At 32.8% G+C, this 23,774-nt stretch carries 24 protein-coding genes and 1 riboswitch; of the genes, 12 read left to right on the forward strand and 12 right to left on the reverse strand.

The window, feature by feature from the left end:
* Positions 1-31: 31 nt before the first annotated feature.
* Complete coding sequence (locus TL18_RS00050) at positions 32-748, forward strand: sugar phosphate isomerase/epimerase (protein WP_067039521.1); 717 nt, start codon at positions 32-34, stop codon at positions 746-748.
* Here TL18_RS00050 and TL18_RS00055 read toward each other — a convergent pair.
* From TL18_RS00055 to TL18_RS00065, 3 genes are read right to left on the reverse strand one after another with little or no spacing between them, the layout of a single operon-like run.
* Positions 745-1,539 carry an HAD family hydrolase gene (locus TL18_RS00055; protein ID WP_067039524.1) on the reverse strand — a complete coding sequence of 265 codons (795 nt, stop codon included), beginning with the start codon at positions 1,537-1,539 and terminating at the stop codon, positions 745-747. The two genes, TL18_RS00050 and TL18_RS00055, sit on opposite strands and share 4 nt — an antisense overlap.
* A 16-nt stretch (positions 1,540-1,555) precedes the next feature.
* The gene (locus TL18_RS00060; protein WP_067039527.1) at positions 1,556-3,448 is read right to left on the reverse strand and encodes a SpoIIE family protein phosphatase; all 1,893 of its coding nucleotides are present in this window, start codon (positions 3,446-3,448) and stop codon (positions 1,556-1,558) included.
* Positions 3,441-5,378 (reverse strand): PP2C family protein-serine/threonine phosphatase, encoded by a 1,938-nt coding sequence (locus tag TL18_RS00065; RefSeq protein ID WP_067039530.1) that lies wholly within the window; start codon positions 5,376-5,378, stop codon positions 3,441-3,443. The genes TL18_RS00060 and TL18_RS00065 overlap by 8 nt, the downstream gene beginning before the upstream one ends.
* A gap of 175 nt (positions 5,379-5,553) precedes the next feature.
* Here TL18_RS00065 and gatA point away from each other — a divergent pair, with 175 nt between their 5' ends.
* From gatA to TL18_RS00080, 3 genes are all read left to right on the forward strand, one after another.
* Positions 5,554-6,924, forward strand: coding sequence for an Asp-tRNA(Asn)/Glu-tRNA(Gln) amidotransferase subunit GatA (gatA, locus tag TL18_RS00070; RefSeq protein ID WP_067039533.1), 1,371 nt, complete (start codon positions 5,554-5,556; stop codon positions 6,922-6,924).
* 92 nt (positions 6,925-7,016) lie between these two features.
* Positions 7,017-8,513 (forward strand): DJ-1/PfpI family protein, encoded by a 1,497-nt coding sequence (locus TL18_RS00075; protein WP_067039536.1) that lies wholly within the window; start codon positions 7,017-7,019, stop codon positions 8,511-8,513.
* A complete protein-coding gene (locus TL18_RS00080) occupies positions 8,513-8,938 on the forward strand; it encodes a hypothetical protein (RefSeq protein WP_067039539.1) in 426 nt (141 codons plus the stop codon). Before TL18_RS00075 ends, TL18_RS00080 begins: the two co-directional genes overlap by 1 nt.
* Before the next feature lie 5 nt (positions 8,939-8,943).
* Here the strand turns inward: TL18_RS00080 and ribB are convergent, their stop codons facing one another.
* Positions 8,944-9,627, reverse strand: coding sequence for a 3,4-dihydroxy-2-butanone-4-phosphate synthase (ribB, locus tag TL18_RS00085; protein ID WP_067039541.1), 684 nt, complete (start codon positions 9,625-9,627; stop codon positions 8,944-8,946).
* A 44-nt stretch (positions 9,628-9,671) separates the two neighbouring features.
* Positions 9,672-9,800: riboswitch (FMN riboswitch) on the reverse strand.
* 205 nt (positions 9,801-10,005) lie between these two features.
* On the opposite strand from ribB, the gene TL18_RS00090 reads away from it, so the two are divergent.
* Positions 10,006-10,323, forward strand: a complete 318-nt coding sequence (locus TL18_RS00090; protein ID WP_067039549.1) for a hypothetical protein — start codon at positions 10,006-10,008, stop codon at positions 10,321-10,323.
* Positions 10,324-10,385: 62 nt separating this feature from the next.
* Entirely contained in the window at positions 10,386-10,586 is a 201-nt protein-coding gene (locus tag TL18_RS00095; protein WP_067039552.1) for a hypothetical protein, read from the forward strand.
* On the opposite strand, the gene TL18_RS00100 is transcribed toward TL18_RS00095, so the two are convergent.
* On the reverse strand, positions 10,583-10,957 hold the full coding sequence (locus tag TL18_RS00100) for a DUF120 domain-containing protein (protein WP_067039555.1): 375 nt from the start codon (positions 10,955-10,957) through the stop codon (positions 10,583-10,585). The genes TL18_RS00095 and TL18_RS00100 overlap by 4 nt on opposite strands.
* Before the next feature lie 190 nt (positions 10,958-11,147).
* Between TL18_RS00100 and tfrA the strand changes: the two genes are divergently transcribed.
* Positions 11,148-12,791 (forward strand): fumarate reductase (CoM/CoB) subunit TfrA, encoded by a 1,644-nt coding sequence (tfrA, locus tag TL18_RS00105; RefSeq protein ID WP_067039558.1) that lies wholly within the window; start codon positions 11,148-11,150, stop codon positions 12,789-12,791.
* Here tfrA and TL18_RS00110 read toward each other — a convergent pair.
* Positions 12,784-14,088 carry an amidohydrolase family protein gene (locus TL18_RS00110; RefSeq protein ID WP_067039561.1) on the reverse strand — a complete coding sequence of 435 codons (1,305 nt, stop codon included), beginning with the start codon at positions 14,086-14,088 and terminating at the stop codon, positions 12,784-12,786. The two genes, tfrA and TL18_RS00110, sit on opposite strands and share 8 nt — an antisense overlap.
* 46 nt (positions 14,089-14,134) lie before the next feature.
* Positions 14,135-14,347, reverse strand: a complete 213-nt coding sequence (locus TL18_RS00115; RefSeq protein WP_255354681.1) for a histone family protein — start codon at positions 14,345-14,347, stop codon at positions 14,135-14,137.
* A gap of 231 nt (positions 14,348-14,578) precedes the next feature.
* Between TL18_RS00115 and hisG the strand changes: the two genes are divergently transcribed.
* On the forward strand, positions 14,579-15,439 hold the full coding sequence (gene hisG, locus TL18_RS00120; protein WP_067039566.1) for an ATP phosphoribosyltransferase: 861 nt from the start codon (positions 14,579-14,581) through the stop codon (positions 15,437-15,439).
* 28 nt (positions 15,440-15,467) lie between these two features.
* Positions 15,468-16,403, forward strand: a complete 936-nt coding sequence (gene pyrB, locus TL18_RS00125) for an aspartate carbamoyltransferase (RefSeq protein WP_067045297.1) — start codon at positions 15,468-15,470, stop codon at positions 16,401-16,403.
* On the opposite strand, the gene TL18_RS00130 is transcribed toward pyrB, so the two are convergent.
* Together TL18_RS00130 and TL18_RS00135 are read right to left on the reverse strand one after the other, a co-directional pair.
* Positions 16,396-17,559, reverse strand: a complete 1,164-nt coding sequence (locus TL18_RS00130; RefSeq protein ID WP_067039569.1) for a Cdc6/Cdc18 family protein — start codon at positions 17,557-17,559, stop codon at positions 16,396-16,398. The two genes, pyrB and TL18_RS00130, sit on opposite strands and share 8 nt — an antisense overlap.
* 638 nt (positions 17,560-18,197) lie before the next feature.
* Entirely contained in the window at positions 18,198-18,680 is a 483-nt protein-coding gene (locus TL18_RS00135) for a DUF2299 domain-containing protein (RefSeq protein ID WP_067039572.1), read from the reverse strand.
* Between the two features lie 66 nt (positions 18,681-18,746).
* Between TL18_RS00135 and TL18_RS00140 the strand changes: the two genes are divergently transcribed.
* Complete coding sequence (locus tag TL18_RS00140; RefSeq protein ID WP_067039576.1) at positions 18,747-19,784, forward strand: cobalamin biosynthesis protein; 1,038 nt, start codon at positions 18,747-18,749, stop codon at positions 19,782-19,784.
* Positions 19,781-20,797 (forward strand): cobalt-precorrin 5A hydrolase, encoded by a 1,017-nt coding sequence (locus tag TL18_RS00145; protein WP_067039580.1) that lies wholly within the window; start codon positions 19,781-19,783, stop codon positions 20,795-20,797. The genes TL18_RS00140 and TL18_RS00145 overlap by 4 nt, the downstream gene beginning before the upstream one ends.
* 20 nt (positions 20,798-20,817) lie before the next feature.
* Here the strand turns inward: TL18_RS00145 and TL18_RS00150 are convergent, their stop codons facing one another.
* Entirely contained in the window at positions 20,818-21,066 is a 249-nt protein-coding gene (locus tag TL18_RS00150; RefSeq protein WP_067039583.1) for a UPF0147 family protein, read from the reverse strand.
* Positions 21,067-21,211: 145 nt separating this feature from the next.
* Between TL18_RS00150 and TL18_RS00155 the strand changes: the two genes are divergently transcribed.
* On the forward strand, positions 21,212-21,373 hold the full coding sequence (locus TL18_RS00155; protein WP_067039586.1) for a Met repressor: 162 nt from the start codon (positions 21,212-21,214) through the stop codon (positions 21,371-21,373).
* Here the strand turns inward: TL18_RS00155 and TL18_RS00160 are convergent.
* The gene (locus tag TL18_RS00160; RefSeq protein ID WP_067039588.1) at positions 21,370-21,957 is read right to left on the reverse strand and encodes a class II aldolase/adducin family protein; all 588 of its coding nucleotides are present in this window, start codon (positions 21,955-21,957) and stop codon (positions 21,370-21,372) included. The genes TL18_RS00155 and TL18_RS00160 overlap by 4 nt on opposite strands.
* Before the next feature lie 11 nt (positions 21,958-21,968).
* Complete coding sequence (locus tag TL18_RS00165) at positions 21,969-23,639, reverse strand: DNA-directed DNA polymerase II small subunit (RefSeq protein ID WP_067039591.1); 1,671 nt, start codon at positions 23,637-23,639, stop codon at positions 21,969-21,971.
* Between the last annotated feature and the right edge of the window lie 135 nt (positions 23,640-23,774).

Below are 23,774 nucleotides of genomic sequence, written 5' to 3' on the forward strand. Positions count from 1 at the left end.
TTTATAATTATTGAAACTAATATATATTTTTATGAAATTAGGTTTTACAACACTGGCTTTATTCATGCAACCTAACAATGACATCATAAATTTAGCTAAAAAACATGGCTTTGAAATCATTGAAATCCTTGGGGAAGGGCCTTTTTTCGAGAAGAAAAACATGGAATATAAAGACTGCGGCCTTGACATGAGAATTCATGCTGCAACTGTAGACATCAATATAGCAAGCTTGAACAAGGGTATACGTGAAGAAAGCGTTCGCCAGATGATACACTGCGGCCAATATGCCGAAACAATAAATGCAAATACTATAACAGTGCACCCCGGAATCATCGGAAGAAACGAACCCCGCCTTAGAAAATGGGCATTAGAATATACAATTGAGAGCGTTGGGAAAATAATCGACAACACCAATGTTGAAATTTCAGTTGAAAACATGCCGGTGCGCGGGAAATTTTTAGGAAATACCGTTGAAGAAATAGAAATGATACAGGAAGCGACAGGATGCAGCCTAACAATTGATACCGGTCATGGAAACACATGCGGCAATCTGGAAGAAATGCTTTCATTAAAAAACATCAGCTATTGCCATTTAAACGATAACGATGGTGTCAAAGACCAGCATATCACACTGGGCGAGGGTACATTGGATTTGAATCTCCTCAAAAAGATCGATACCGCAATAATAGAGCTGAACAATTTTGACAATATATTGAAAAGCAAAGAAGTAATTGAAAGTTTAGACTAGAAATCGATTTGAGTTACTTCAAAAATGTCTTCTATAATGTAGTCTGTCTTATCCATCATCTTAGGAGATACTTCCTCCTGCTGTTCGATGGTTAAAACACTGACATCCGCTTTCTTAAACGCCAAAATATCATTGAGTCCATCTCCAACCATCATTACCTTATATCCGCCGTCCTTTAGGATGGATACCACTTCGCATTTTCCTCTAGTTGAAACTGTTCCGTAAGCATTGTCTTCCGGTACATCAAGCATGTTAGCCAATCTATTAATAGCTCCTTTTCTATCTCCTGATGCAATGAATATTTCAATTCCACGTGATTTAAGAGTTTCAACCGTTTCAAAAACCTTAGGGAAGAACTTGCCTGCTGATGTGATGGTGTAGGCAACAACACCCAAATCCATATCGATTATCAATGCAGATCCGTTGCATAATTCCATGTGCGGGATTTTTTCCCTTAAAATATCGAAGCCATCAGTAATGTCTGAAACCTTTGTGTGCTTTTCTTCAGTGATGATATCCTTAACATCGGCTTTGGAAACCGGGCGGGTTGAAAAGCTGATGTCAAAATCAATGTTATACTCTTTGATTACATCAGAAATCAAGGTATCGGAATCCAATTCCAAAAGTTTATTTGTATTAAACTGAAGAACAACTAACGCTAAAGAGTCGGCCGCATCAATTAAATCAAGAGAGTTTATATCCGTGAATATATTGCCGTTCAAAACATCCTTAACAACCCTGAATCTTTCTATTAATGTCCCTGAATTGTCAAATACAACTGCCTTTTTCATATTATATTCCCCCGTTTCATTTTATCCTGACTATAATCATTGTAGTATCGTCAAATATTTCTCCATGATTGCAGAATTCAGATATGTCTTTTTCTATAGAACCTATAACAACGCTCAAATCATCATCTTTATGCTTATTCAAGACATTTTGTAACCTTTCTTCACCATAAAAACCATTATAATCATCATTGGCTTCAGTTACACCATCAGTATATAAAAATACTGCATCTGCCTTATTTAACTGAATTGTATGGGTTTCATAAGGCATATCTTCCATGATTCCCAATACCAATTCCGGAGAAGTCTCCAAATATTCGAAATCATTGTTATTCATTCTAATAAGAGGCTTATTGTGTCCGGCATTAACAAATGATAACTGGCCGGTTTTCAGATTAATTTTTCCAAGCCAGCAAGTTACAAAAATATTTTCAACATTGCCCTCGGAAAGCTGGTTATTCACCTCATAAAATACATCGGACAGGTCATCGTGCTGTATTATATAATTTTGAATCAGTGTCATTGCTTCAACCATTACAAGCGCGGCTGTAACTCCTTTTCCGCTGACATCCCCAATTACAAATCCAACATTATCTTCGTCGATTTTGAAATAATCGTAAAAATCTCCTCCGATCTCCCGGGCAGGTTTCATAAGACCCCAAACTTCAAAATCATGGTTATTTTCACGATCTGAACTATCATTAAAGTCCTTGCAAAATTCCTCAAAGTCAGTTGGAATCATTGAATTTTGTATATCATGAGCTAATTTAAGCTCTGTTTCAAATCTCTCCTTTTCAGAAGTGACCTGAACCAGATTTTCACCGTATACCAAAAGATTTTTCTCCATGTCAAGCAAGGTATCGACCAAGGTTTTAATTTCGTTTTTTAATTTGATTGACTCTAAAGCATTTTTATGTTCAATGTAATCGTCATAATTATGAATTCCTTTAGATAATGTTTCAGACAACTTATTAATAGGATTAGTTACTTTTTTCTCTATAAAATACATATAAATTAAAACTGGAACTGACAATAGCAAGAACATGAGCAGTGAATTATCAAGAAGTCCTATAAGCACATATTCCAAATTAGAATAGAAAAATATGTTAAAAGGCAAAGTTGTAAAAATCAATATCAGTGCCATGACAAAAAATATTGATATGGTAACTTTACCAAATAAGCTGACATCTATACAATCCTTTATTTTAAAAACATCTTCTTTATAAGGCTTTAATAAATAAACGACTGTTAATAATATGATTAATATTAAAACCTGATTGAATGATGTTAAATAATAAACTAATCCTACAACAACAATCAATATCAATATAACATGAAATCCTTTCTCAGGTAAAATCTGTTTAAATTGCCTTTTAGGAGTGTAAATTGGTATTTTAAAGTTATTTACAACGTCTATTACAAATAACCCTAAACAATATTTGAATACTGTTGCAAAGAATAATGTCCAATCAAAATGAGGTTTAAATCCTATACTAGTAAGTGAATAAAATAAGACATTGAATATTAGCGGATACATGAAAAATAAAATAAATAACTTAATCAGATTGTATAAGCTATTTAAGCTCGGAATTTCGTATCCATACCTATTCATCACAGAATACCATAATTTCCATATTGCAAAATTACTTATAAACAATATTATAACGACGCTTATAGCAATTGCAATGTTTTTAGGATGGAGTATTATCAGATATATAAATTCCACTAAAACAAACCCTAAAATTGCAAAAGGCCCCCATAATAAACCTAAAATAGGAAAAATAAGGAATCCTATTTGATTATCCGGTAAATAAGTAAATGTATTAGAAATAACTATGGAAACCAAACCCAAAAGCATTGAGAATAAGAAAATGAATTTCCTTGATTTAAAAAGCTCTCTAATATTAACCATTATTCTCACCGCCATATTTTATTATCAGCATGGTCATGTCATCAAACTGCTCTTCGCTATTGCAAAAATCATATATGTCTGATTTAATTTTTTCAACAATGGTTTCCAAACTCTCATCCTTATATTTGTTTATGGTTTCTTTTAATCTGTCTTCACCATAAAATCCCTGATAATCATTGTTAGCTTCTGTAATTCCATCAGTATATAAAAATACAATATCTCCAGGATTCAACTCTAATTCCTGTTCCTCATAAGGCATTTCTTCCATTATACCTAAAACAAAATTCGGTTCAACATCGAAATAATCAAAATCATCCCCAGAACTGTTTCTTCTAACTAAAGGCTGATTATGCCCTGCATTAACAAAAGTTAATTTTCCATCTCTTAAGTTCAATTTTCCAAACAATGAAGTAACAAACAGATCTCCCTTATTCCTTTGAGAAATTGAATTATTAACATTCTCATAAAGTTCATTAGGCTTGAAACTAAATTTGGAATGATTTCTGATTAAATACATTGTTTTAACCATGAACAATGTTGCAGGAACTCCTTTCCCACTTACATCGCCGATGAGGAATGCAATATTATCATCGTCTATTCTGAAAAAGTCATAAAAATCTCCGCCAACTTCCCTTGCAGGATTCATAAATCCATAAATCTCAAACTGTTGGCCTTCAGAAAATTCATCAAAATTGGTTTTAAGCATGTTTGACTGAATATTGCTGGCAATTTTAAATTCAGTTTCTATCTTTTCCTTTTCAGCTGTGGTTTTTTCAATTTGATATAAATTAGATTCGATATTCTGATTTAGAGAAACAAATGATTTGACAAGCATTGACATGTCATCAGTACCATTTAACTGCTTATTAAACTTAGATTTAAATTTTACTTCAATGTCTTCCTGATCTTCCTTACCATATCTTCTTATGGCATCAATTAATCCATAAAGGGGATTGGTAATATTATCTTCAACAAAATAAAGATGAATGGCTGATACAACTATGAACAGGATAATACCATAAAAAAGTGTAATCATTATCAAATAGCCGGTATTAAAATCTTTTAAAAAAGCGTATGTAAAAATACTTAAGTCATCAAAGAGTGCAAAGAAAGTAATTGCCAATATAAACAAGAAAATTAAAATGATTTCCTCAACAATTGAATAATTAACTATTTTATCCTTAATAATGCTGGAATCCAATTTATTTAGGCAGAACAATAGTGCCGCGACAATAGTTATTATAAAAAAAATCATGTCAAACATGTCATTATCCAATGAGTTTGCTGTGAGAAGTGCATATATGAGCATGATAACGAAAATCGGTGTAAAATAGCTATAATCAATATCAATAAAACTAAACCATTTTTTAGGGGTTTTCAAAGGTATTTCCAAAATATTAAAAACGCTGATAAGCAATAAACCATATATCAGTGAGAAGTTAAACATGTCTAAAATATATGAAAGTACAGACAAAGGAGTTGTTAAAGGATAAATAACATAAAATGGACTGTATACTTCAAGGAAAATATTAATAAAGGCCCAATAAACAACTGATGAAACAAGAATTATGATTACGAATTTTAAAAGATTATACAATGAATCAAATCTAGGGGAAGTTATCTCATCCCTTTTAAATGTAGAATACCATAGCTTATATGTGAATATTGAAATAAAAAACATGATGAAAAAATCAGATCCGGCGCAAAATATGTTGTAGCCTTCATAAAGCTGCCATGTAAAGCTGGCACAGGCCTGACCCAATGCACCTGCCGGGCCAAACATCAAACCAAATATGGGAGCAAGGCCAATATCCGGAATTATATAGCTTCCTCCAATCTCTATAAATTCAAAAATATAATAAAAAATAAATTCAACAATGAATGTGAATATAAAAATGAATTTTTTATTATCAAACAATTCTTTCAGCATGTTACCCTCAAAACAATTTAAACTATATATATATATTTTGAACTTTATTTATTAATACTTGTTTAAAAATTCATCTTGAAAAGGAAAGTTAAAGAATTCAAGAAAAAAAACAACTATATAAGCATGGAAAAATAAAATAATAATATTATAATTTACGATTATTTTAGGTGTTTTAATGAACGTTATTGAAAAGTTAAACTCCATTAAAAGTGGAGAAATGACAGCTAAAGAAAACGTGGAAAGCTTCATTAAAGTTATTGATGAAAATAACGAAAGCATTAATGCATTTATTGAATTGAACTATGAAAATGCATTAAAACAAGCAGAAGCTATTGACGAAAAAATAGCTAATGGTGAAGATGTTGGCGCTTTGGCTGGATTGGTATTTGGTATTAAAGCAAACATTAATGTTGAAGACTTAATAATTTCTGCAGCTTCAAAAACATTAGAAGATTATATAGGAAGCTACAATGCAACCGTTGTTAATGAAATATTGGCTGAAGATGGAATAATCATCGGTATTTTGAATATGGATGAGTTTGCAGCAGGAAGTTCAACTGAAACTTCATACTACGGACCTACCCAAAACCCTGCAGCTATGGGAAGAATTCCTGGAGGATCCAGTGGAGGATGTGCAGCAGCAATCGCAGCTGAAATGTGTGACATTGCAATCGGATCAGATACCGGAGGATCCATCAGAAACCCTGCTTCACATTGTGGCGTAGTAGGTTTCAAACCAACATACGGTGCCGTTTCAAGACAAGGACTTCTTGACTTATCAATGAGTCTAGACCAAATCGGACCGCTTGCAAATGATGTGAGTGGAATTGCACTTGCATTAAACACAATTGCAAATTATGATGAAACCGAATGCACTACCTTAGACTGGGATAAGCCTGACTTTACTGAAGTATTAGATGAAACATCCTTAGAAGGTATGAAAATAGCTGTATGTAAAGAGTTCATCGATGTTACTGATGAAGAAATCAACAAGACAGTCAACAAAGCTATCAGCAAGCTGGTGGATGCCGGAGCTGAACTTGTTGAAGTAAGCTTCGATTATATCGACTTATGTTTACCTACATACTACCTGATTAACTATGTAGAATTCTTCTCTGCAACCAGAAAATATGATGGAAGAGACTACGGATACAGAATTGAAGAAGTGTGTGGAGAGGAAGTGCTTAGAAGAATCAAAATAGGTTCCCACATTGCAGAAGCTGAATTTAGTGGTAAATACTACAAACAAGCATTGAAAGCAAGATCAGTTATCAGAGCTGAAATCACTTCCATGCTTGAAAATGTGGATTTGATTGTAGGACCAACCGTGCCTAAACTTCCTCACGAAATTGGTGCTGAATTAGAACCAATGGAAATGTATGCTTACGATATATTGACCGTAATAGCTAACCTTGCCGGAATTCCAGCAGCAAGCATTCCAGCAGGTGAAGTTGATGGCATTCCTGTAGGACTACAATTACAGGCTAAACCATTGGATGACTTAAAAATTGTTAAAGCTATGAGTGTTTTCGAAAACACTCAATAAACTCTTTTTTTTACAAACTTTTTTACACTTGAAATACACCTCTAAAATTTAATAATAATTAAAATACAATAGAATATCAAGAGGTTATTTTTATGACAAGAATTGGACTTGCATATGTCAGCGGTGCTGTTCCGGGATTTGAGGATTTCGGAAATTTGCCGACAGACATCGTTAAAGAAAATGGACTTGTTGATGGATTGAAAGCTAGTGACCAATTAGATGCCTTGATTATTCCTGGCGGAACCTTGATTGAGTCAAATGACATTAACATGGATTTAAACAAAGAAATCAAAAAAATGGCTGGGGATGGAAAGCCTATTATTGGAATATGTGCCGGCTTTCAGCTATTGTCAAACCAGATAGACATCGGAAGAAAATCACCTGTGCCAATTGTAAAGGACGGTCTTGGGATAATTGACGTTAATTTCTCACCATTGATTACAAGCGATAGAGTAAAAGCAAAAGTCTTTGACAATTCCTTTTTAGTCAAAAACCAGACAGAAGATGTCGACGGTTTCCATACCCACACATATGGTAAGGTGGAAGGAGATGCAAAACCACTATTCTATTCACAAGTCCAAAGAATGAATTACGGTGATGTCAACAAAGAAGCCGAATATAACATCTTTTCCGGTGCATGCAATGATGACGGCAATGTCATCGGTACGATGATTCATGGAATCCTTGACGAAAACCCGATTCTTGTAAATAATCTATTAGAACAAATAGACGCTGAAAATATTGATGAAATCTACAATAAAAATATCGAAGTCAAAAAATATCTGCAGAGCGAAGTCGGAATCAACAATAACATAAAGGTACCTCAATTAGAAAATAAACCAAAAAAACCAAAATATCTGATGATTGGAAGCAACGGATCAGATTCCGGTAAAACATTCATCATGACAGGACTTGCAGGGGCAATAAGAAAAAGAGGATATAAGGTGGCCCTTTTAAAAGTGGGTCCTGATGTCCGTGATATTATACCGGGATTATACTTGACAAAAGGAAAAATGGAAGATTTCGCATCAATAAAGATTGGACATCTGGGATGGGCTGACATCGAATCTACAATAAAGACACTCAACTCTTCAGACTATGATATCGTTCTGATTGAAGGGGTCATGAGCGTATTTACCGGCCTTTTAAATGAGAAGGTTCCGTTTTCAGCAGCAGAAATAGCTATGTCATCAAATATTCCGATGATATTGGCGTCAGGCGTTAACAAAGGCGGAATAGAATCCGCAGCAATTGACCTCGTTTCCCATGCGAATATGCTTGAAAAATTCGGAGTGTCTGTAGAAGCCATCCTGCTGAATAAGGTATACAATGAAAATATATTCGATAATGTAGTTCCATACATCAAAAACAACACAAACGTTAAGAAAGTGTTAAAGCTTCCTAAGCTAAAATCAGCCGATATGAGAGGATTCATTCCTGAAGTCGAAATAAGATACGAACTGTTTACAAGCCATGCAATGGATCTGATTGAAAACAACCTAAACATTGATGAAATAATAGATATGGCTCGTGAAGTTGAATTCGAAAAAATCTACTCATTTGAAGAAATCAAAAGCAAGGTGATATAATGGCACTTAATTTAAGCCCTGAACCGGGTGTTAAACTTACAAAAAAGGATAGGGCACATGTACTAAAAAAAATGAAACAGGGATGGAAAGCAAATTGTCTAATTCCCGATTATGTTTTCGATGAAAATGGAGATATTCAAATTGCATCTGACAAAAATCGTAGAGTGGTAAAAATCGTTAAAATTAAAGATGATGGAATTTACATCGAAAACGCATTAAAAAGTAAACATTTAAGAATTGTATGGGATAAAATAGCTCTAATAAACAAATCAAATGAAGTGAAAGATGGTTTAGAGATAAAAATGCATGACGGAAAATATGTTTCATTCAGCATTTATAACTCATACAAAATACGACAAATAACACAATTCATTGTAGATTACATAAATGATAAAAAGTTTAATAATGCTAATATGTATAATTAGCCTTATTATTCTTCTAAATATCTATTAATTATGTCTTCGCCTTTAAGCAAGACCAATCCGTTTTCTTCTGCATATTTACGTGCATCAGCAACGCTTGTAGCCTGTCCGGTTTCACCATCCATCATTTCACAAACTACACAAACAGGAGTGACACCAGCCATTTCACATAATGCAAGACCGATTTCTGTGTGTCCTCTTCTATTTTTAACCAAGCCGTCTGCACCTCTTAAAAGGCATACATGACCTGGTGATCTGAAAGTAGCACCAAATTCATCAAATCTTTCTTCTTTCATCATGATGGCCATTTCACTAATGGTCATTGCTCTGTCATGGTCTGTAACGCCGGTGAATGATTTTCTGTGATTAGTCCAAATTGAAAATGATGACCTTTCATCGTATGGAATGTCAGTTGGTGCCAATTTAGCTAATTCAGGGTATTTTTCAGTAGCTGCTTTCATAATATCCACCATGAATGGCAAATGAATAGCTTCACAAAAATCAGCATGTAAACAATTACAAATTAAACCACCAGCATCGTTTCTCATAGTTGCGATTGATTTAGGAGTTACAAATTCAGAAGCGATAATCATATCAACTTCACCCTCCCTATCATCATCATCAAAAACAAGTACGAACTCACCGTTTCTAATAGCTTCTAGAGCCATATCTACATTTGTTTCTTGATTCATAGTAACATCTCCTTATAGTACTAGAACCAGGGCTAAAAATAACTTCTTATTCTCTTCCATCCGGACTATCACCGTCGGTTTTGGAATCTCACCAAATCAACACTTCCCATGCTCGTGGACTTATATTAAAAATCACCACCGGTGGAGAATTTCACTCCGCCCTGAGAACGTATTTAATCATTTTATCAATCATGTATAAAATACTTTATGGTATTTTTATTGATTGAAAAATTGAACTGATAATACCTAATATCGTTTAAAAAAATTGTTACTATCTTAAAAAATTGATTTAACGTTATAAAATTGTTATTTAAAAAAACTAAGTAATTTAAATAGGATAATGAATAAAATAAGAATATTTATTATAAATATGATATGATGAGTGAAAAACAAGAAGATATTATCTTTAAAGATGTATCTGAAGAAGAAGTTGATGTATTTTTAAAGCGATTAAATATTAAATCAAAAAAGAAAAAATTAAATCCAACTGAAATACTTTATATCGATGTTGCAATATTAATTGCAGATATAATAATTGAATTAGATGAAGAACTAATAGATCTCTCATTAGTTCCTGTAATGAGTAGTAAAAATACACAGGAAGAACAGATAGAAAAATCTGTGAACTTAATATTATCAATTAATTTAGATAATTATAAGGTAAATAATCTAGTTAAAAGTATAGCTTACCTATAACTGATAAATTTTTAGAAGACAGTGAACACAAAACAATATTATGTGATGCATTAGGTGGAAAAATGAGTGCAGTATATGATTATGGACAAAGAAGAAAAGAAGAAGGAATAAAAGAAGGAATTAAAGAAGGAATTAAAGAAACATCTGAAAAAATGGCATTATACATGATGAAAAAAGGAGAAGATGACAAAGAAATAATAAAAGAAACAGGATTAGCACCTGATGATATTAAAAAATTAAGAGAAAAACAAAAAAACACTTAAAACTCAAGAGAAACAATATCTCCATCCTTTAAATCCAATTCATCTCTCAATTTGCACTCGGCAATAAATTCCAAATAATTTTCGTCATGAGTTGTTTTGGCAGGAAAAACAATTGCACCAACAATAACATCGTTCAATTTAGCCTCAATATATCTAACAGCCCCAAATCCTTCGTCTGGCTTAATCAAATTCTCACAATTACACTTAATCTCATTTATTTCATCCAAATATTCATCGCTAACGATGACATTTAAAGTTCCAGGATAAGGAATAAAACCTAAATTTTTCTCAAATTCTTTAGTGTAGAACTCCTGTGACAAAAAATATGCTGCTTTTCCCAAACCGGTTGTTACTTCACCATCAACTTTCATGAAATACCTCTATAACAATCAAAATGTTAAAATTAACCATGAATGAATTAAAATATTAAATTTATCTTTTAATATTATTCATAACTATTAATTAATATTTTTTAATTAATAAACATTTCAGATTTAAAGAAATTTATTTAACAATAAAAGAATAAAAGTATTACTGATAAACATTTACAGGGTAATTGAAATGGAAATAAAAACTATCTCGACAGATGTATTAATAATTGGATCTGGAGGTGCAGGTTCAAGAGCGGCAATAGAAGTTGACGATGCTGGTTTAAAAGCAATAATTGTATCCAAAGGTCTTTCATTTAGGTCCGGCTGTACTGGAATGGCGGAAGGAGGATACAATGCCGTGTTTAAAACCGTGGATAAGGATGACTCAATTGAAGCTCATTTCAACGATACATTGAAAGGGGGAAGCTATCTCAACGACAAAAGGCTTGTGGAAATACTTGTCAATGAATCACCGAAAAGACTAATTGACTTGGAAAACTTCGGAGCTTTATTTGACCGTCAGGAATCAGGACAAATAGACCAAAGGCCTTTTGGTGGACAAACCTATAGAAGAACCTGTTATCAGGGAGATAGGACCGGTGCAGAATTGTTGAATGCCCTTAAGGAAGAAATAATCAAAAGGGATATTGAATGCATCGAAGAAGTTATGATTACATCTTTAGTGACAGATGATGACCAGGTTATCGGTGCAACCGGCCTGAACCTAAAGGATTCAAGCCTAATCTACTTCAAGGCAAAATCAGTTATTTTAGCCAGTGGAGGAGCTGGACAATTATACCCTGTAACATCCAACACCTTCCAGAAAAATGGAGACGGCTTTGCAATAGCATACAGAGCCGGAGCAAATCTTGTCGATATGGAACAAATCCAATTCCACCCAACAGGAATGGTGGCGCCCGAATCCAAAAAAGGAGTTTTGGTAACTGAAGCAGTAAGAGCAGAAGGAGGAAAACTCATAAACAAAGACGGTGAAAGATTCATGAGCAAATATGCTCCTGAAAAAATGGAATTGGCTACACGTGATGTTGTTGCCCGTTCAATTTACCAAGAAATAATTGAAGGAAAAGGAACCGAACAGGGCGGAGTGTATCTTGACATTTCACATTTGGATGATGATTATATTGACGAAAAGCTTGAAACCATGGTCTTGCAATTCGAAAACGTAGGTGTAGACATAAAACATGGCCCAATAGAAGTAGCGCCTACAGCACACCACTTTATGGGTGGTCTGAAAATCAATACCGATGCATCAACTTCACTTAAAAACCTCTTTGGTGCGGGGGAAGTCTGCGGAGGAGTCCATGGAGCCAATCGTTTGGGAGGAAATGCCCTTGCAGATACTCAGGTATTTGGAAAAATCGCTGGTGAAAGTGCTGTAAAAGCCGCCAAAGAAAGTGAACTTAAAACAAATGACGATCAAGTCAATGAAGAAGCTTCAAGAATTGAAAACCTAATCAAAAAAGGCTCAATAAAACCACAGAAATTTAAAAACAACATCAAAAAATTAATGTGGGAAAAAGTAGCTATCGTAAGGGAAGAAAAAACATTGAACGAAGCCCTAAAAGAACTTCTTAAAATGAAGGATGAACTGGAAAATCTTGATGTCAATGACACAAAACAATATAACGCTGATTTGGTAACAGCTCTGGAAGTAACAAATATGGTTGAAATCTGCATACTAACAGTAAAATCAGCAATATTGCGTAGGGAAAGCAGAGGAGCCCATTTCAGATCTGATTTTCCTGAAACATTGGATGAATGGAAAAAGAGTATTGTTATCAATAAAAATAAAATAGAATTTGAAGCTAGATAGCTTCTTTCAATTCTTTGATTGCTTGTCTAGCTTTATTATAAATTTCTTCCTCATCCAAGACAGTTAATTTCTTATTTTCCATTAATATCTTACCATTGCAGATGGTAGTATCTACATTAGAGCCATTTGCAGAGTAAATGATATTGGAACTTAAAGAAGAGCTGTCGGGAACCATGTTCGCTGAATTGGTATCGATTAAGATAATATCTGCTTTTTTGCCAACTTCAATGGAACCTATTTCATTTTCAAGACCCAAAGCTTCTGCACCATTAATGGTACCCATAGCTATTGATTCGTCTGAATTTAAAACTTTAGGATCAAGAGTGGAGACCTTTTGAAGCAAGCTTGCTGTCTTTAACTCTTCAATCAAATCCAAATTGTTGTTTGAAGATGCTCCATCAGTTCCGATTGAAACACAAATGTCATTCTCAATCAATTTTGAAATTGGAGCGATTCCTGAAGCCAATTTCATATTACTACATGGATTATGGGAAACTTTAACATTGTTCCTTTTTATGATTTCAATTTCATTGTCGCTTAGCCATACGCAATGTGCAGCAACCACATCAGGACCTAAAAGACCGATTTTATCCAAATATTCAAATGGCCTTAAGCCCATTTCCTCCAACTTATCGTTGATTTCCTTTTGGGTTTCAGAAACATGAATATGAATGCCCATATTGTACTCATCGGCCAATTCACGTACTTTGACTAATAATTCTTCTGAAGCTGTGTAAGGAGAATGCGGTCCGAAAAACACCTTGATTCTTCCATCGGCCATTCCATTGCAGTTTTTAAATAATGTTAGGTTTTCCCTGATTTCATTTTCTCTTTTTACTTCATCGCCAAAATCAATCATTCCATATGATAAGACTGCCCTGATTCCAGCCTCATCAACTGCACGGGCAACATCTTCCATGTAAAAATACATGTCGCTGAAAGTTGTTGTACCTGATTTAATAAGTTCAACAGCACCTAAAAGGGCACCAATATAACAATAATCGCCATTGAGATTAGCTTCCATTGGCCATATATGATCATTCAACCAACTATCCAAACTTAAATCGTCCGCTAATCCTCTAAATAAAGTCATTGATAAATGAGTATGAGTATTTACAAATCCTGGAAGCAGTATTTTTCCATCAGCATCAATAATTTTATCTGCATTTCCTTCATCGATTTCATCTGAAATTTCAGAGATTATATCATCTTTGATTAAAAGTGATTTTTTTCCTTCAAAATTTTCGTTTGGACTTAAAATTAATGCGTTTTTAATTAAAATTGTATTATCACTCATAATAACACCTGAAAAAAAATAAAAAAAAAGAAAGCTAAAAAACTATTTATAAGTTTTTGATAGCTAATTTAATATCGTCTGCTTTAACAGTTTTACGTTTTGCAATTTTAGCAACATTGTTTGCTTCTTTAGCTACATCACGAGCAACTTCTTCTAAGTATGCTGCTAATTCAGCTTTTGCATCTTCGCTAACTCTTTCAGCACCGGATTCTTTAATGATTCTTGCAATAGGAGCTTTAGGAATTGCCATATTTTTCACCTCACTATATTCAATCAAAAACTTATAATTATAAAAGTAAATTATAAGTTAATAGAATTTAAGATAACCTAATATTTAAATATTTTGAAAAAATTACTTATTTTCAAAATTAAGTTTAAATAAATTAATATAATAAATAAACTAAAGTAATAAAAATTATTAACTGATTTAAAAAGTATTTAATAACATGATTAACAATATAATATAAGAAAAGAAATTTGAGAAGATATGATGAAAATAAAAATTGCCGTTCCATCAAAAGGTAGAATAAGTGAACCTTCAATTAACATATTAGAAAAAGCAGGATTAGGTTTAATTGACAAAAACAACAGAAAACTAATTTCAAAGACATTTAACGATGATATAGAAGTCATGTTTGCAAGAGCATCAGACATTCCTGAATTTGTCAATGATGGAGTTGCAGACATGGGAATTACAGGCGTTGACCTAATTAATGAAAGCGAATCTGACGTTTGCGAACTTCTTGACTTGAGGTTTGGACAGACAAAATTGGTACTTGCAGCACCTGAAGAGTCCAACATCAATTCAATCGATGACATTACAGAAGACATGAAAGTAGCTACTGAATTTCCTGTCTTAACTAAAAAATACTTTGACGAAAAAGGGTTGAACCTGAAGATTGTCAAGTTAAGCGGATCAACAGAAGCCGCTCCTTTCATAGGCCTGGCAAACTTGATTACTGACTTGACAAGCACAGGAACAACATTGAAAATGAATCATCTTGAAATCATCGACACCATTCTTGAAAGTACAATAAAGCTCATTGCAAACAAAGAAAGTTTGGTTAACAAAAAAGAATTGATTGAAGCTGTCAGCACAAGCATCAAAGGGGTTCTTGATGCCGACAGGAAAAAACTGATAATGATGAATGTGAAAAACGTCGATTTGGAGAAAGTCAAAAAAGTGATGCCGTCAATGGGTGGTTTAACAATATCAGAAGTACTGTCTGATGAAAAGACCGTTGCCGTGCAGGCGGTAGTTGATGAAAAGCAGGTATTTGAACTTGTAAACGACTTAAGAAATGCGGGTGCAAAAGACATACTGGTTGTACCGATTGAAAGAATCATATGAAATTTATCTATTTCACAAAAAAAGAGGGTTGATTAGCATTTTTAGATTAAAAAACATAATTTCAATAAAAGACTTTGAAAGGGAAGATATTGAATATATCTTAAACGAAGCATCAAAATTAGAAAACATCGCAAAATCAAAAGAAACCTGTGAAGAATTAAAAGGAAAAATTCTAGGATTAATGTTTTTTGAACCTTCAACAAGGACAAAACTGTCTTTTGAAACAGCCATTAAACGTTTGGGCGGAGACGGTATCGGATTTGAAAACAGCGGATCAAGCTCTGTTTCTAAAGGAGAAAGCATTGCCGATACTGCAAAAATGTTTGAAGGCTACTGTGATGCCCTGGTAATAAGACACGAACTCGAAGGCGTGTCAAAATTCATATCCGGCATTGTAGATGTTCCTGTAATTAATGCCGGTGACGGTGCAGGCCAACACCCAACACAGACACTGCTCGACTTATACACAATAAAAAATGAAATAGGATCAATTGATAATCTAAAAATCGCTTTAATCGGAGACCTTAAATTCGGCCGTACAGTTCATTCCCTATCAAATGCTTTAAGCTTATTCAATAATGTGAAAATCTATTTAGTATCTCCAAAAGAACTAAAAATGCCTCAGGAAATCTTAATCGATTTGAATAAAACAAACATTGAATATGAAGAAGTAGACAATATCGAAAGCATTATTGATGACGTCGATGTATTATATGTCACAAGAATACAGAAGGAACGTTTCCCGGATATCGACGATTATATGAAAATAAAAGGCGCGTATGTAATCAACAAAAAAATGCTTGAAGGAAAAGACCTGATTGTGATGCATCCATTACCTAGAATCGATGAAATAGCCGGTGACGTTGATGACACAAAATACAATAAGTATTTCACTCAGGCAGCAAATGCCGTTCCTGTCAGGATGGCTATTCTAAAAACATTAATTAAAAACAACCCTAAATAGGGGAAAGGGTTGTTTCAAGTAATTCTTCATCACACTGAAGCTTAATAATATTGGTTCTTCCTTTTCCACGTCCACGTGAAATTGTATTGGTGGAAATGATACCCAACATTTCCAATTCATTGATAAAATCAAATATTCTTCTGTAAGTTACAGCATCCTTTTTAGAAACTTCTTTATACGCATCATATAATTTACCGGAAGTTATCTCCTCATCCTGTTTTGTTAATGTTAAAATGGCTTCTAAAACCCTTTGTTGCTGAAGCGGCAATGTAGATATGATTTCAATGACCTTATTATGCTCGATTTTATCTTTTGCTCTCCTAACATGATCTCCAGTTACGACATTGGAATCTTCATCGAAAGCCAATTCGCCTGCGTTTTTAAGTAAATCAAGAGCATAACGAGCATCGCCCTCTTCTTTTGCAGCCATGGCTGAACACAAAGGAATCACATCACTTTCCAAAACATCATCATTAAAGGACAACTGAGCCCTTTCCAATAAAATATCTGATAGCTGGTCTGCTCCATAAGGTGGAAATACAATTTCTTTATCGTTTAAACTGCTTGTAACTCTTGACTTGATCAAATTCTTAAAGTCCAAATAATTACTGATACATAAAACTGATACGTTTTCTGTTCTGGTAAGTGTATATAATATTCCATCACCGTCTTTATCAAGCAAAATATCAATTTCGTCCAAAATAACAATCAAATGCAGTTTTCTGCCGAATGCATTGGTTTTGAAAATATCCCTGAAGGTGTTTACAACTTCACCTTTGGTCCAACCGCGGTTTGGAACGTCACGGCCTAACTTATTACACAATTCAGCGAGTACCTGATATTCTGTTGTGTAATCTGTGCATCTGATGTATTCAACTTTTACAAAAACATTTTTTCTGCGTGCTATGTCAATAAGCTGTTCGCGAGCAAATTTTGATGCTGCAGTTTTTCCAGTTCCTGTCTTACCGTAAAGAGTCACGTTTGATGGAGTCACATTACTTAAGACATCCACCCAATTTTTAGCTATCAACTTTATCTGTTCTTCCCTGTGGACTAATTTATCAGGTAAATATCTATGATCTAATGGAGCTTTATCTTTGAAAATAATGGGGTTAGTAGTATCAGTTTTTTCTAATTCATCGAAAATGTTTTCCATGTATTTCACCTTATAAATTTTATGAAAAAATTAGTAGTATAATTTCCAGTGTTAATAATATAAAATGTATCATAAATAAAGGTTTTTATTACAATTTCATGAAAAAGTATGAAAAATGACAAAAAAGTAAAAAATTAAATTGATTATAATAGTTTAAATGAAGTAAATATTTATCAGAATTTGTTTAAAAGAAAAATAAAATATTATGAATCATAAAATCAATTTTGCAATCATTTAATTAACTTAAATTTTAAATATGAAACAGTACTATTTCAAATATAACAGAACAATTTCAAGTGTAACTTTAAGGAAAAAATGATTATGATTCGTCCTCAAAATCAAGATTTAAGACAATTTTGTTGAAAAAAAAATATTACATAACATAGAGACAGAGACATGCATTTCAAGTGTAAACACTTTCATGCGAAAAACAAAATTGAAGAGATGTATTTCAAGTGTAATGAAAATGAAATGTTGATAAAAACAAATTAAATTAATAATAAATTAATAATAATCCTTCAATTCAAAAAAAAGTGAAAAATAAAAGAGATAAATTTCAAATGTTTACAGTTGAAATATACCCCTTCAGTCTTAATATATCTGCAAAATTGTTATACTTGAAATGGACCTCTCCCTCTCTAAACGAACATGCTGTTTTCGTTTGAAGGCTGTTGAGGTTTTGAAAATCCACCAAATTTTTTGTCGATTAACCAGATACAATGTAATTTTGACTTGAAAACTCTTTTCAATGTTCTAATAAAGTTATCTTTGGTCAATCCATCTTCAAAAATTTGATCAGTGATGATAAACTGCTGTAATAAATCCTGATTTATTTGAAGTTCATAGTCAACCAAGAACTTGTTTAATCCGAAGTTCAAATCAAGAATAAAATCTTTTTTGACTTTTGGGCTTGCTTCTGTCATCAATTCCAAATGTTCAGGGGAAACCTGTGTAGCGCAAGCAACAATGATACAATCTTTTCCTTTTGGTTTTACAACATCCATTATATTGTCTTTTGGGAACTCAACGATAAAATGAAAATCAGCGTTTTCATCATATTTCTTTTCCCTTAAGTAACTTTCATCAAGTAACCATTCTTTAACTTTATCTTCAATGTTCATAATATCATCATCATTAAAAAATTTTATAATAAATTATTTATTTTTTTATTATATATAATATAAACTATGATTGAATATAATGAATTACTCAATGGAATAATATTTGGAAATGCAAATGATATTGTTTCATTCAGATTATTTTTATTTGTTATATTTTGTCTTGTTTTCTCTCTTGCAATCGATTGGTTTTATGGAGAGCTTCCAGGAAGGATTCATCCTGTCGTAATAATCGGATCAATCATTTCTTTTTTTAAGGATATTTTCATCAGAATTAAAAACAAACTTTCAGGATTGTTTTTGGTGCTGTGCACATGTCTTGTTTCAGGTTTGATATTGTTCATAATCTATTGGATATGTTCATTCAATACGCTTGTTTTAATAATTGCATTTTCAATTTTACTTTCATCGACATATTCCGTCAACATGCTTCTGCAGACAGCCATTGATGTTAAGAATGACTTGAATGAAAGCATTGATAAGGCAAGAAAATCTGTTTCCTATTTGGTGAGTAGGAACACAGAAGAGTTGACTGAAAGCTTTATCGTATCTGCAGTCATTGAAAGTTTGACAGAAAACATCACGGATTCCTATGTTGCACCAATATTTTACTATTTTGTTTTTGCTTTGATTATTCTGTTTTATCCGATAAATAATCAAATTTATTATTTATTGCTAGTACCGGTGATTTATAGGATTTTCAACACTCTCGATGCTATGGTCGGATATAAGACTGATGAATTGATTTATATTGGATTTCTTCCCGCAAAGATTGATGATATTTTAAATTATATTCCATCAAGAATTGCAGGACTGTTTGTTGTTGTTTCTGCATATCTGCTTGGATTGGATGGTAAAAACAGTTATAAGATAATGAGAAGGGATGCACGCAAATGTCCATCTCCAAATTCCGGATACACAATGGCTTCAACAGCCGGGGCATTGAATATTCAACTAATCAAAAAGGATACTTATATTTTAGGTGATAATAATAAAGATATAATTGCAGATGACATTACAAATGCGGTTAACCTGTCAAAACTAGCAATAGTGTTGTTTACAATTACAATTGTTGTCTTATTTACATTGATTTATGTGATATTATGAAAATTGCTATCATTTCTGTTTCAAAAAAAGGTCAGGATTTGGCTTTAAAACTAAAGGAAAAATTGGATCATGATTCAACAGTCATAAGGACAGACCTGTATCATAAAAATGTTAAAAAGTATTTTCCGATTTTATTTCAGGAATATGATTCTATAATTGCAATAATGGCATCAGGAATTCTAATCAGGTCAATCGCACCATTGATTGAATCAAAGGCTACAGATCCAGCAATATTGAATATTGATGATAATGGAAATTTCGTTATTTCAACCTTGTCAGGTCATTTGGGAGGTGCAAACAAGCTGACAGAAAAGATTGCAAAGCTGATTGATGCAACACCCGTCATAACCACATCCACTGATGTAAATAAAAAATTAGGCATCGACGTAATTGCAAAGGATTTGTATTTGTCGATAGACAACACCAGTGAAATCCTGTTTTTCAACAAGGCCATTCTTGAAGGAAAGGAAATTTCATTTGAGGTAAATCCTAACAAAAATTTTGATTATTTATATGAATACCTGAACAGTGTTACACTTGAAATAGATGTTTCTATTGAATTTTCATCTAAAGTAAATACAAATGAAATTCATGTCAAACACGACAGCCATAAAATTATTTTGAAGGAAAGGGAAATAGTTGTTGGAATCGGCTGCAGGCGAGGAAAGGAATGTGAAAAGATTTATTCTGCTTTTAAAAAATCAATTGATGACTTGAATATTCATGAATCCAGAGTCAACATGCTGACATCCGCTGAAATAAAAAAAGACGAAAAAGGCATATTGGAACTTTCAAAACATTTAGATAAACCGGTTTATTTTGTTGAATTGGATAAGATTAAATTGTTTGAATCCAAAGATATTCAAAAATCAGAATTCGTAAAATCAAAATTTGGAATTTATGGCGTTTGTGAGCCTTCAGCGTTAATTACAGCAGGTTTCGATTCAGAATTGATATATAAGAAAACATCTTATGATGGTGTTACAATAGCTGTTGCTATCTCAAAAGATTAAATAAAAAAAGAGAAATGAAATTAGATTGATTCTAATTTAGATAAAACTTCCCATATTAAAGTTCTTGCATGAACTGGAATGTTTGGGTCGTTACTAATTTCATCAAGTTTGCCAAGAACAGTACTTATTCTGACAGATTGATCTTGTTCTTCATCCTTAAGCAAATCGTTTGATTCACTAGCTGCTTCTCTGATGTTACGAGGAACAGTATTGTTATCCATAATATATTCAAGAATTTCACAGACTTCATTAATAATTTGATTACTCATAAATACCCCTCCAAAAGTTATTAAAAATTAGTCAGTAAAGAATATTAAATTATATATTTGTTCGTAAACACTTTAAATAGTTTTTGGTAAAATTAGTTTTTTTTATTAGAAAAATTTATATTTAGTTAAAAAGCAATTATATATTATGTCAGATATAAGCAAAACAACTATAAATTTACCAGTGGATTTAAAAAAAGAATTAAAGAAAATGGCAATCGATGAAGATACTTCATTATCCGGATTAATCATAAAAATGATTGAAGAAGGAATGAACAAAAGAAATAAAGTTGTTTCAGATGAAGATTAGATTTTATCTTCAGCTGAATTTAACATATAAGTAATAAATTGTGTTTTTGCAATTTCCTCGACAAAAACAGCAAGTAATTTTGCTTCTTTTAATGTGGCAGCGACACATATAACACCATGATTTTTTAATATTAGTACATCTTCTTTTCCAATATTTTCACTGGCACTTTTAGCTAGCTCGTCGGATCCTGGTTTTTCATATTCAATGGATGCTATATATTCAGAATTAATTTTACCGAATCCTTCTAGTCTTTTAAGCCTTTTTGATGAGAATGAAAAGCCTGTTGCATATGGTGAATGAGTATGAACGATAGCATTAACGTCAGGTCTTTTTTTATAAATTTCCAAGTGCATGTTAACTTCTGATGATGGCTTTCCTTTTGTCAAAGCGTTACCTTGCATGTCCACCAATACAATATCTTCTTCATTTAAATCGGAAAGAGATTTCAATGTTGGGGTAATCGCAATGTATTCGCCATTTTCTCCACCAAATTTTGCACTTATGTTCCCTGATTTTCCAGAAACCAATCCCTTATCGTAAATTTCATTTGAAACACTAATTATTTCAGCAATGTTTTTTTTCATTATAATACCTCTTAGATAAATTTGAAATGTTTATATTTTCCCTTATGTAGAACCGGCACTTCAGCAGGTGTTGGTTCAATGTTATATATTTTTTGGAACTCGGTCTGGGTCTGGAAAGTACCTGAGTTGATTAGATGAATTCCCTTGAACTTTCTGTAGGTGTTAATGTGAACATGTCCTGTATGGAACACGTCGGGAATTTCATCGATGACCAAATAGTCTTCAAGTTCTGAAGCCAAAGGAGTTCTTTCACCGTAAATTGGCGCCAAATGTCTTTTTTTAAGCAATTCTTCCATTAACAAATCATTTCTTTCGTGTGTAAAATCTTTAACGGCCATCACAAGATCATCGAAACTACGTCCGTGATAAATCAAAACGTTGATTCCATCAAGGGATACTACACCCGGATTTGAAATGAATTCAACGTTGTCCAATTCATATAGTGCCTTCGCATACTCTTCAGGCACTGCAGGCTGAGGTTCAGCAACTCTTGATGCGTCGTGGTTTCCAGGGGCGATGATTATTTTGATATCGCTTCTTATGTTTCCTAAAAATTTGGCCGCTTCATTGTACTGCTGTGTAATGTCTTTGATAACCAGTTCCTTTTCCTGGTTCGGATACACACCAATACCGTCTACAATATCTCCACCAATAATAAGATATTTAACGTCTTCAGCCACTCTTCTTTGTTCTTCAGTACCGTATTCACAGTTAATCCAATCAATAAACCTTAAAAATGCATCTTCAAGGAATGTTAAACTTCCGATGTGAACATCTGATAGGAATACTATTCCAAAATCCATTTCCTTTTCGGGGATACGTAGAACTCCCGGGTTTATTATTTGCTGACCGAATAGGAATCCTGAATCATTGCTTTTATTTGCAATAACACCTATAACCTCATCTTTAACTAGTTTTTCAGCTTCACCAAACACTTCATCGTTCTTTTGGGAGAAAAGGACAGATACTGTCCCAGTATCGTCTTCGAATTCCACAATCTTATGGCCGTTTTTACTTGTTCGGATTTCACGAACCATTAGGATTAAACTTATATTATCCTGTGAATCATCGATATCAGCTATTTTTGTATAGTTTCTAAGTTCCGGTCTTTTTGACAGGATATTGGCTAATTTTTCATATCTACTTTTAAAATAAGCGATTAGATTTTCAAGCTCTCCGCTTGTGTAGGATTTTTTACTGGTATCCTGTATGATTTTAAAGTCATATTTCACATTGGTTTTCTGTTCGTTTCTTTTGAATTTGATTTTTTCATCTTTAACGGTTTCAGAAGCTTCCAATATTTCCTTATTAATATGCTTTTCAGGATTGTCACTTTCTTTTTTAAGATTGTCAATTGAAAGATTTTTTTCTTTTTCAATTGGTGGTGTTTGAACATCCTGAGATGATTTTTCAACTATGGGATTTTCTATTTTTTCATTATCATCATTGGTTAATGTTTTTTGATTTTCACCTTCGGTTTTTTTGCCACCCGCAATTTCGTCAAGAATATCGACACCGACGGATACCAAATCCTTTGATGAATATTTATCGCTTTTTAATTTAACTATTAATGATGATGCAAAATCAATAGGATTTTCTGCATTGATGACTTTATCATAAGCTTCAGGTGATAGGTTGATTCCTTTTTTTGCAAATTTTAATAGAATTTTATTAGTTGACATATCAATTAAAATTTTAATTTTCTATATTAATAAACTTTGAGAATTTAAATTTAAAAAATTTATTTTTTCTTATAAATTTGAAATTTCACAGATTAGTTATATTTATTTAATATTAAGAATAGAGATTATCATATT

This window comes from Methanobrevibacter sp. YE315, assembly GCF_001548675.1.
In the GTDB taxonomy this organism is placed as follows: domain Archaea; phylum Methanobacteriota; class Methanobacteria; order Methanobacteriales; family Methanobacteriaceae; genus Methanocatella.

Bases quoted from the DNA above. Each gene is read 5' to 3' on its own strand.
- TL18_RS00050 (WP_067039521.1), top strand. From the start codon at position 32: ATGAAATTAGGTTTTACAACACTGGCTTTATTCATGCAACCTAACAAT.
- TL18_RS00055 (WP_067039524.1), bottom strand. From the start codon at position 1,539: ATGAAAAAGGCAGTTGTATTTGACAATTCAGGGACATTAATAGAAAGA.
- TL18_RS00060 (WP_067039527.1), bottom strand. From the start codon at position 3,448: ATGGTTAATATTAGAGAGCTTTTTAAATCAAGGAAATTCATTTTCTTA.
- TL18_RS00065 (WP_067039530.1), bottom strand. From the start codon at position 5,378: ATGCTGAAAGAATTGTTTGATAATAAAAAATTCATTTTTATATTCACA.
- gatA (WP_067039533.1), top strand. From the start codon at position 5,554: ATGAACGTTATTGAAAAGTTAAACTCCATTAAAAGTGGAGAAATGACA.
- TL18_RS00075 (WP_067039536.1), top strand. From the start codon at position 7,017: ATGACAAGAATTGGACTTGCATATGTCAGCGGTGCTGTTCCGGGATTT.
- TL18_RS00080 (WP_067039539.1), top strand. From the start codon at position 8,513: ATGGCACTTAATTTAAGCCCTGAACCGGGTGTTAAACTTACAAAAAAG.
- ribB (WP_067039541.1), bottom strand. From the start codon at position 9,627: ATGAATCAAGAAACAAATGTAGATATGGCTCTAGAAGCTATTAGAAAC.
- TL18_RS00090 (WP_067039549.1), top strand. From the start codon at position 10,006: ATGAGTGAAAAACAAGAAGATATTATCTTTAAAGATGTATCTGAAGAA.
- TL18_RS00095 (WP_067039552.1), top strand. From the start codon at position 10,386: ATGAGTGCAGTATATGATTATGGACAAAGAAGAAAAGAAGAAGGAATA.
- TL18_RS00100 (WP_067039555.1), bottom strand. From the start codon at position 10,957: ATGAAAGTTGATGGTGAAGTAACAACCGGTTTGGGAAAAGCAGCATAT.
- tfrA (WP_067039558.1), top strand. From the start codon at position 11,148: ATGGAAATAAAAACTATCTCGACAGATGTATTAATAATTGGATCTGGA.
- TL18_RS00110 (WP_067039561.1), bottom strand. From the start codon at position 14,088: ATGAGTGATAATACAATTTTAATTAAAAACGCATTAATTTTAAGTCCA.
- hisG (WP_067039566.1), top strand. From the start codon at position 14,579: ATGAAAATAAAAATTGCCGTTCCATCAAAAGGTAGAATAAGTGAACCT.
- TL18_RS00130 (WP_067039569.1), bottom strand. From the start codon at position 17,559: ATGGAAAACATTTTCGATGAATTAGAAAAAACTGATACTACTAACCCC.
- TL18_RS00135 (WP_067039572.1), bottom strand. From the start codon at position 18,680: ATGAACATTGAAGATAAAGTTAAAGAATGGTTACTTGATGAAAGTTAC.
- TL18_RS00140 (WP_067039576.1), top strand. From the start codon at position 18,747: ATGATTGAATATAATGAATTACTCAATGGAATAATATTTGGAAATGCA.
- TL18_RS00145 (WP_067039580.1), top strand. From the start codon at position 19,781: ATGAAAATTGCTATCATTTCTGTTTCAAAAAAAGGTCAGGATTTGGCT.
- TL18_RS00150 (WP_067039583.1), bottom strand. From the start codon at position 21,066: ATGAGTAATCAAATTATTAATGAAGTCTGTGAAATTCTTGAATATATT.
- TL18_RS00155 (WP_067039586.1), top strand. From the start codon at position 21,212: ATGTCAGATATAAGCAAAACAACTATAAATTTACCAGTGGATTTAAAA.
- TL18_RS00160 (WP_067039588.1), bottom strand. From the start codon at position 21,957: ATGAAAAAAAACATTGCTGAAATAATTAGTGTTTCAAATGAAATTTAC.
- TL18_RS00165 (WP_067039591.1), bottom strand. From the start codon at position 23,639: ATGTCAACTAATAAAATTCTATTAAAATTTGCAAAAAAAGGAATCAAC.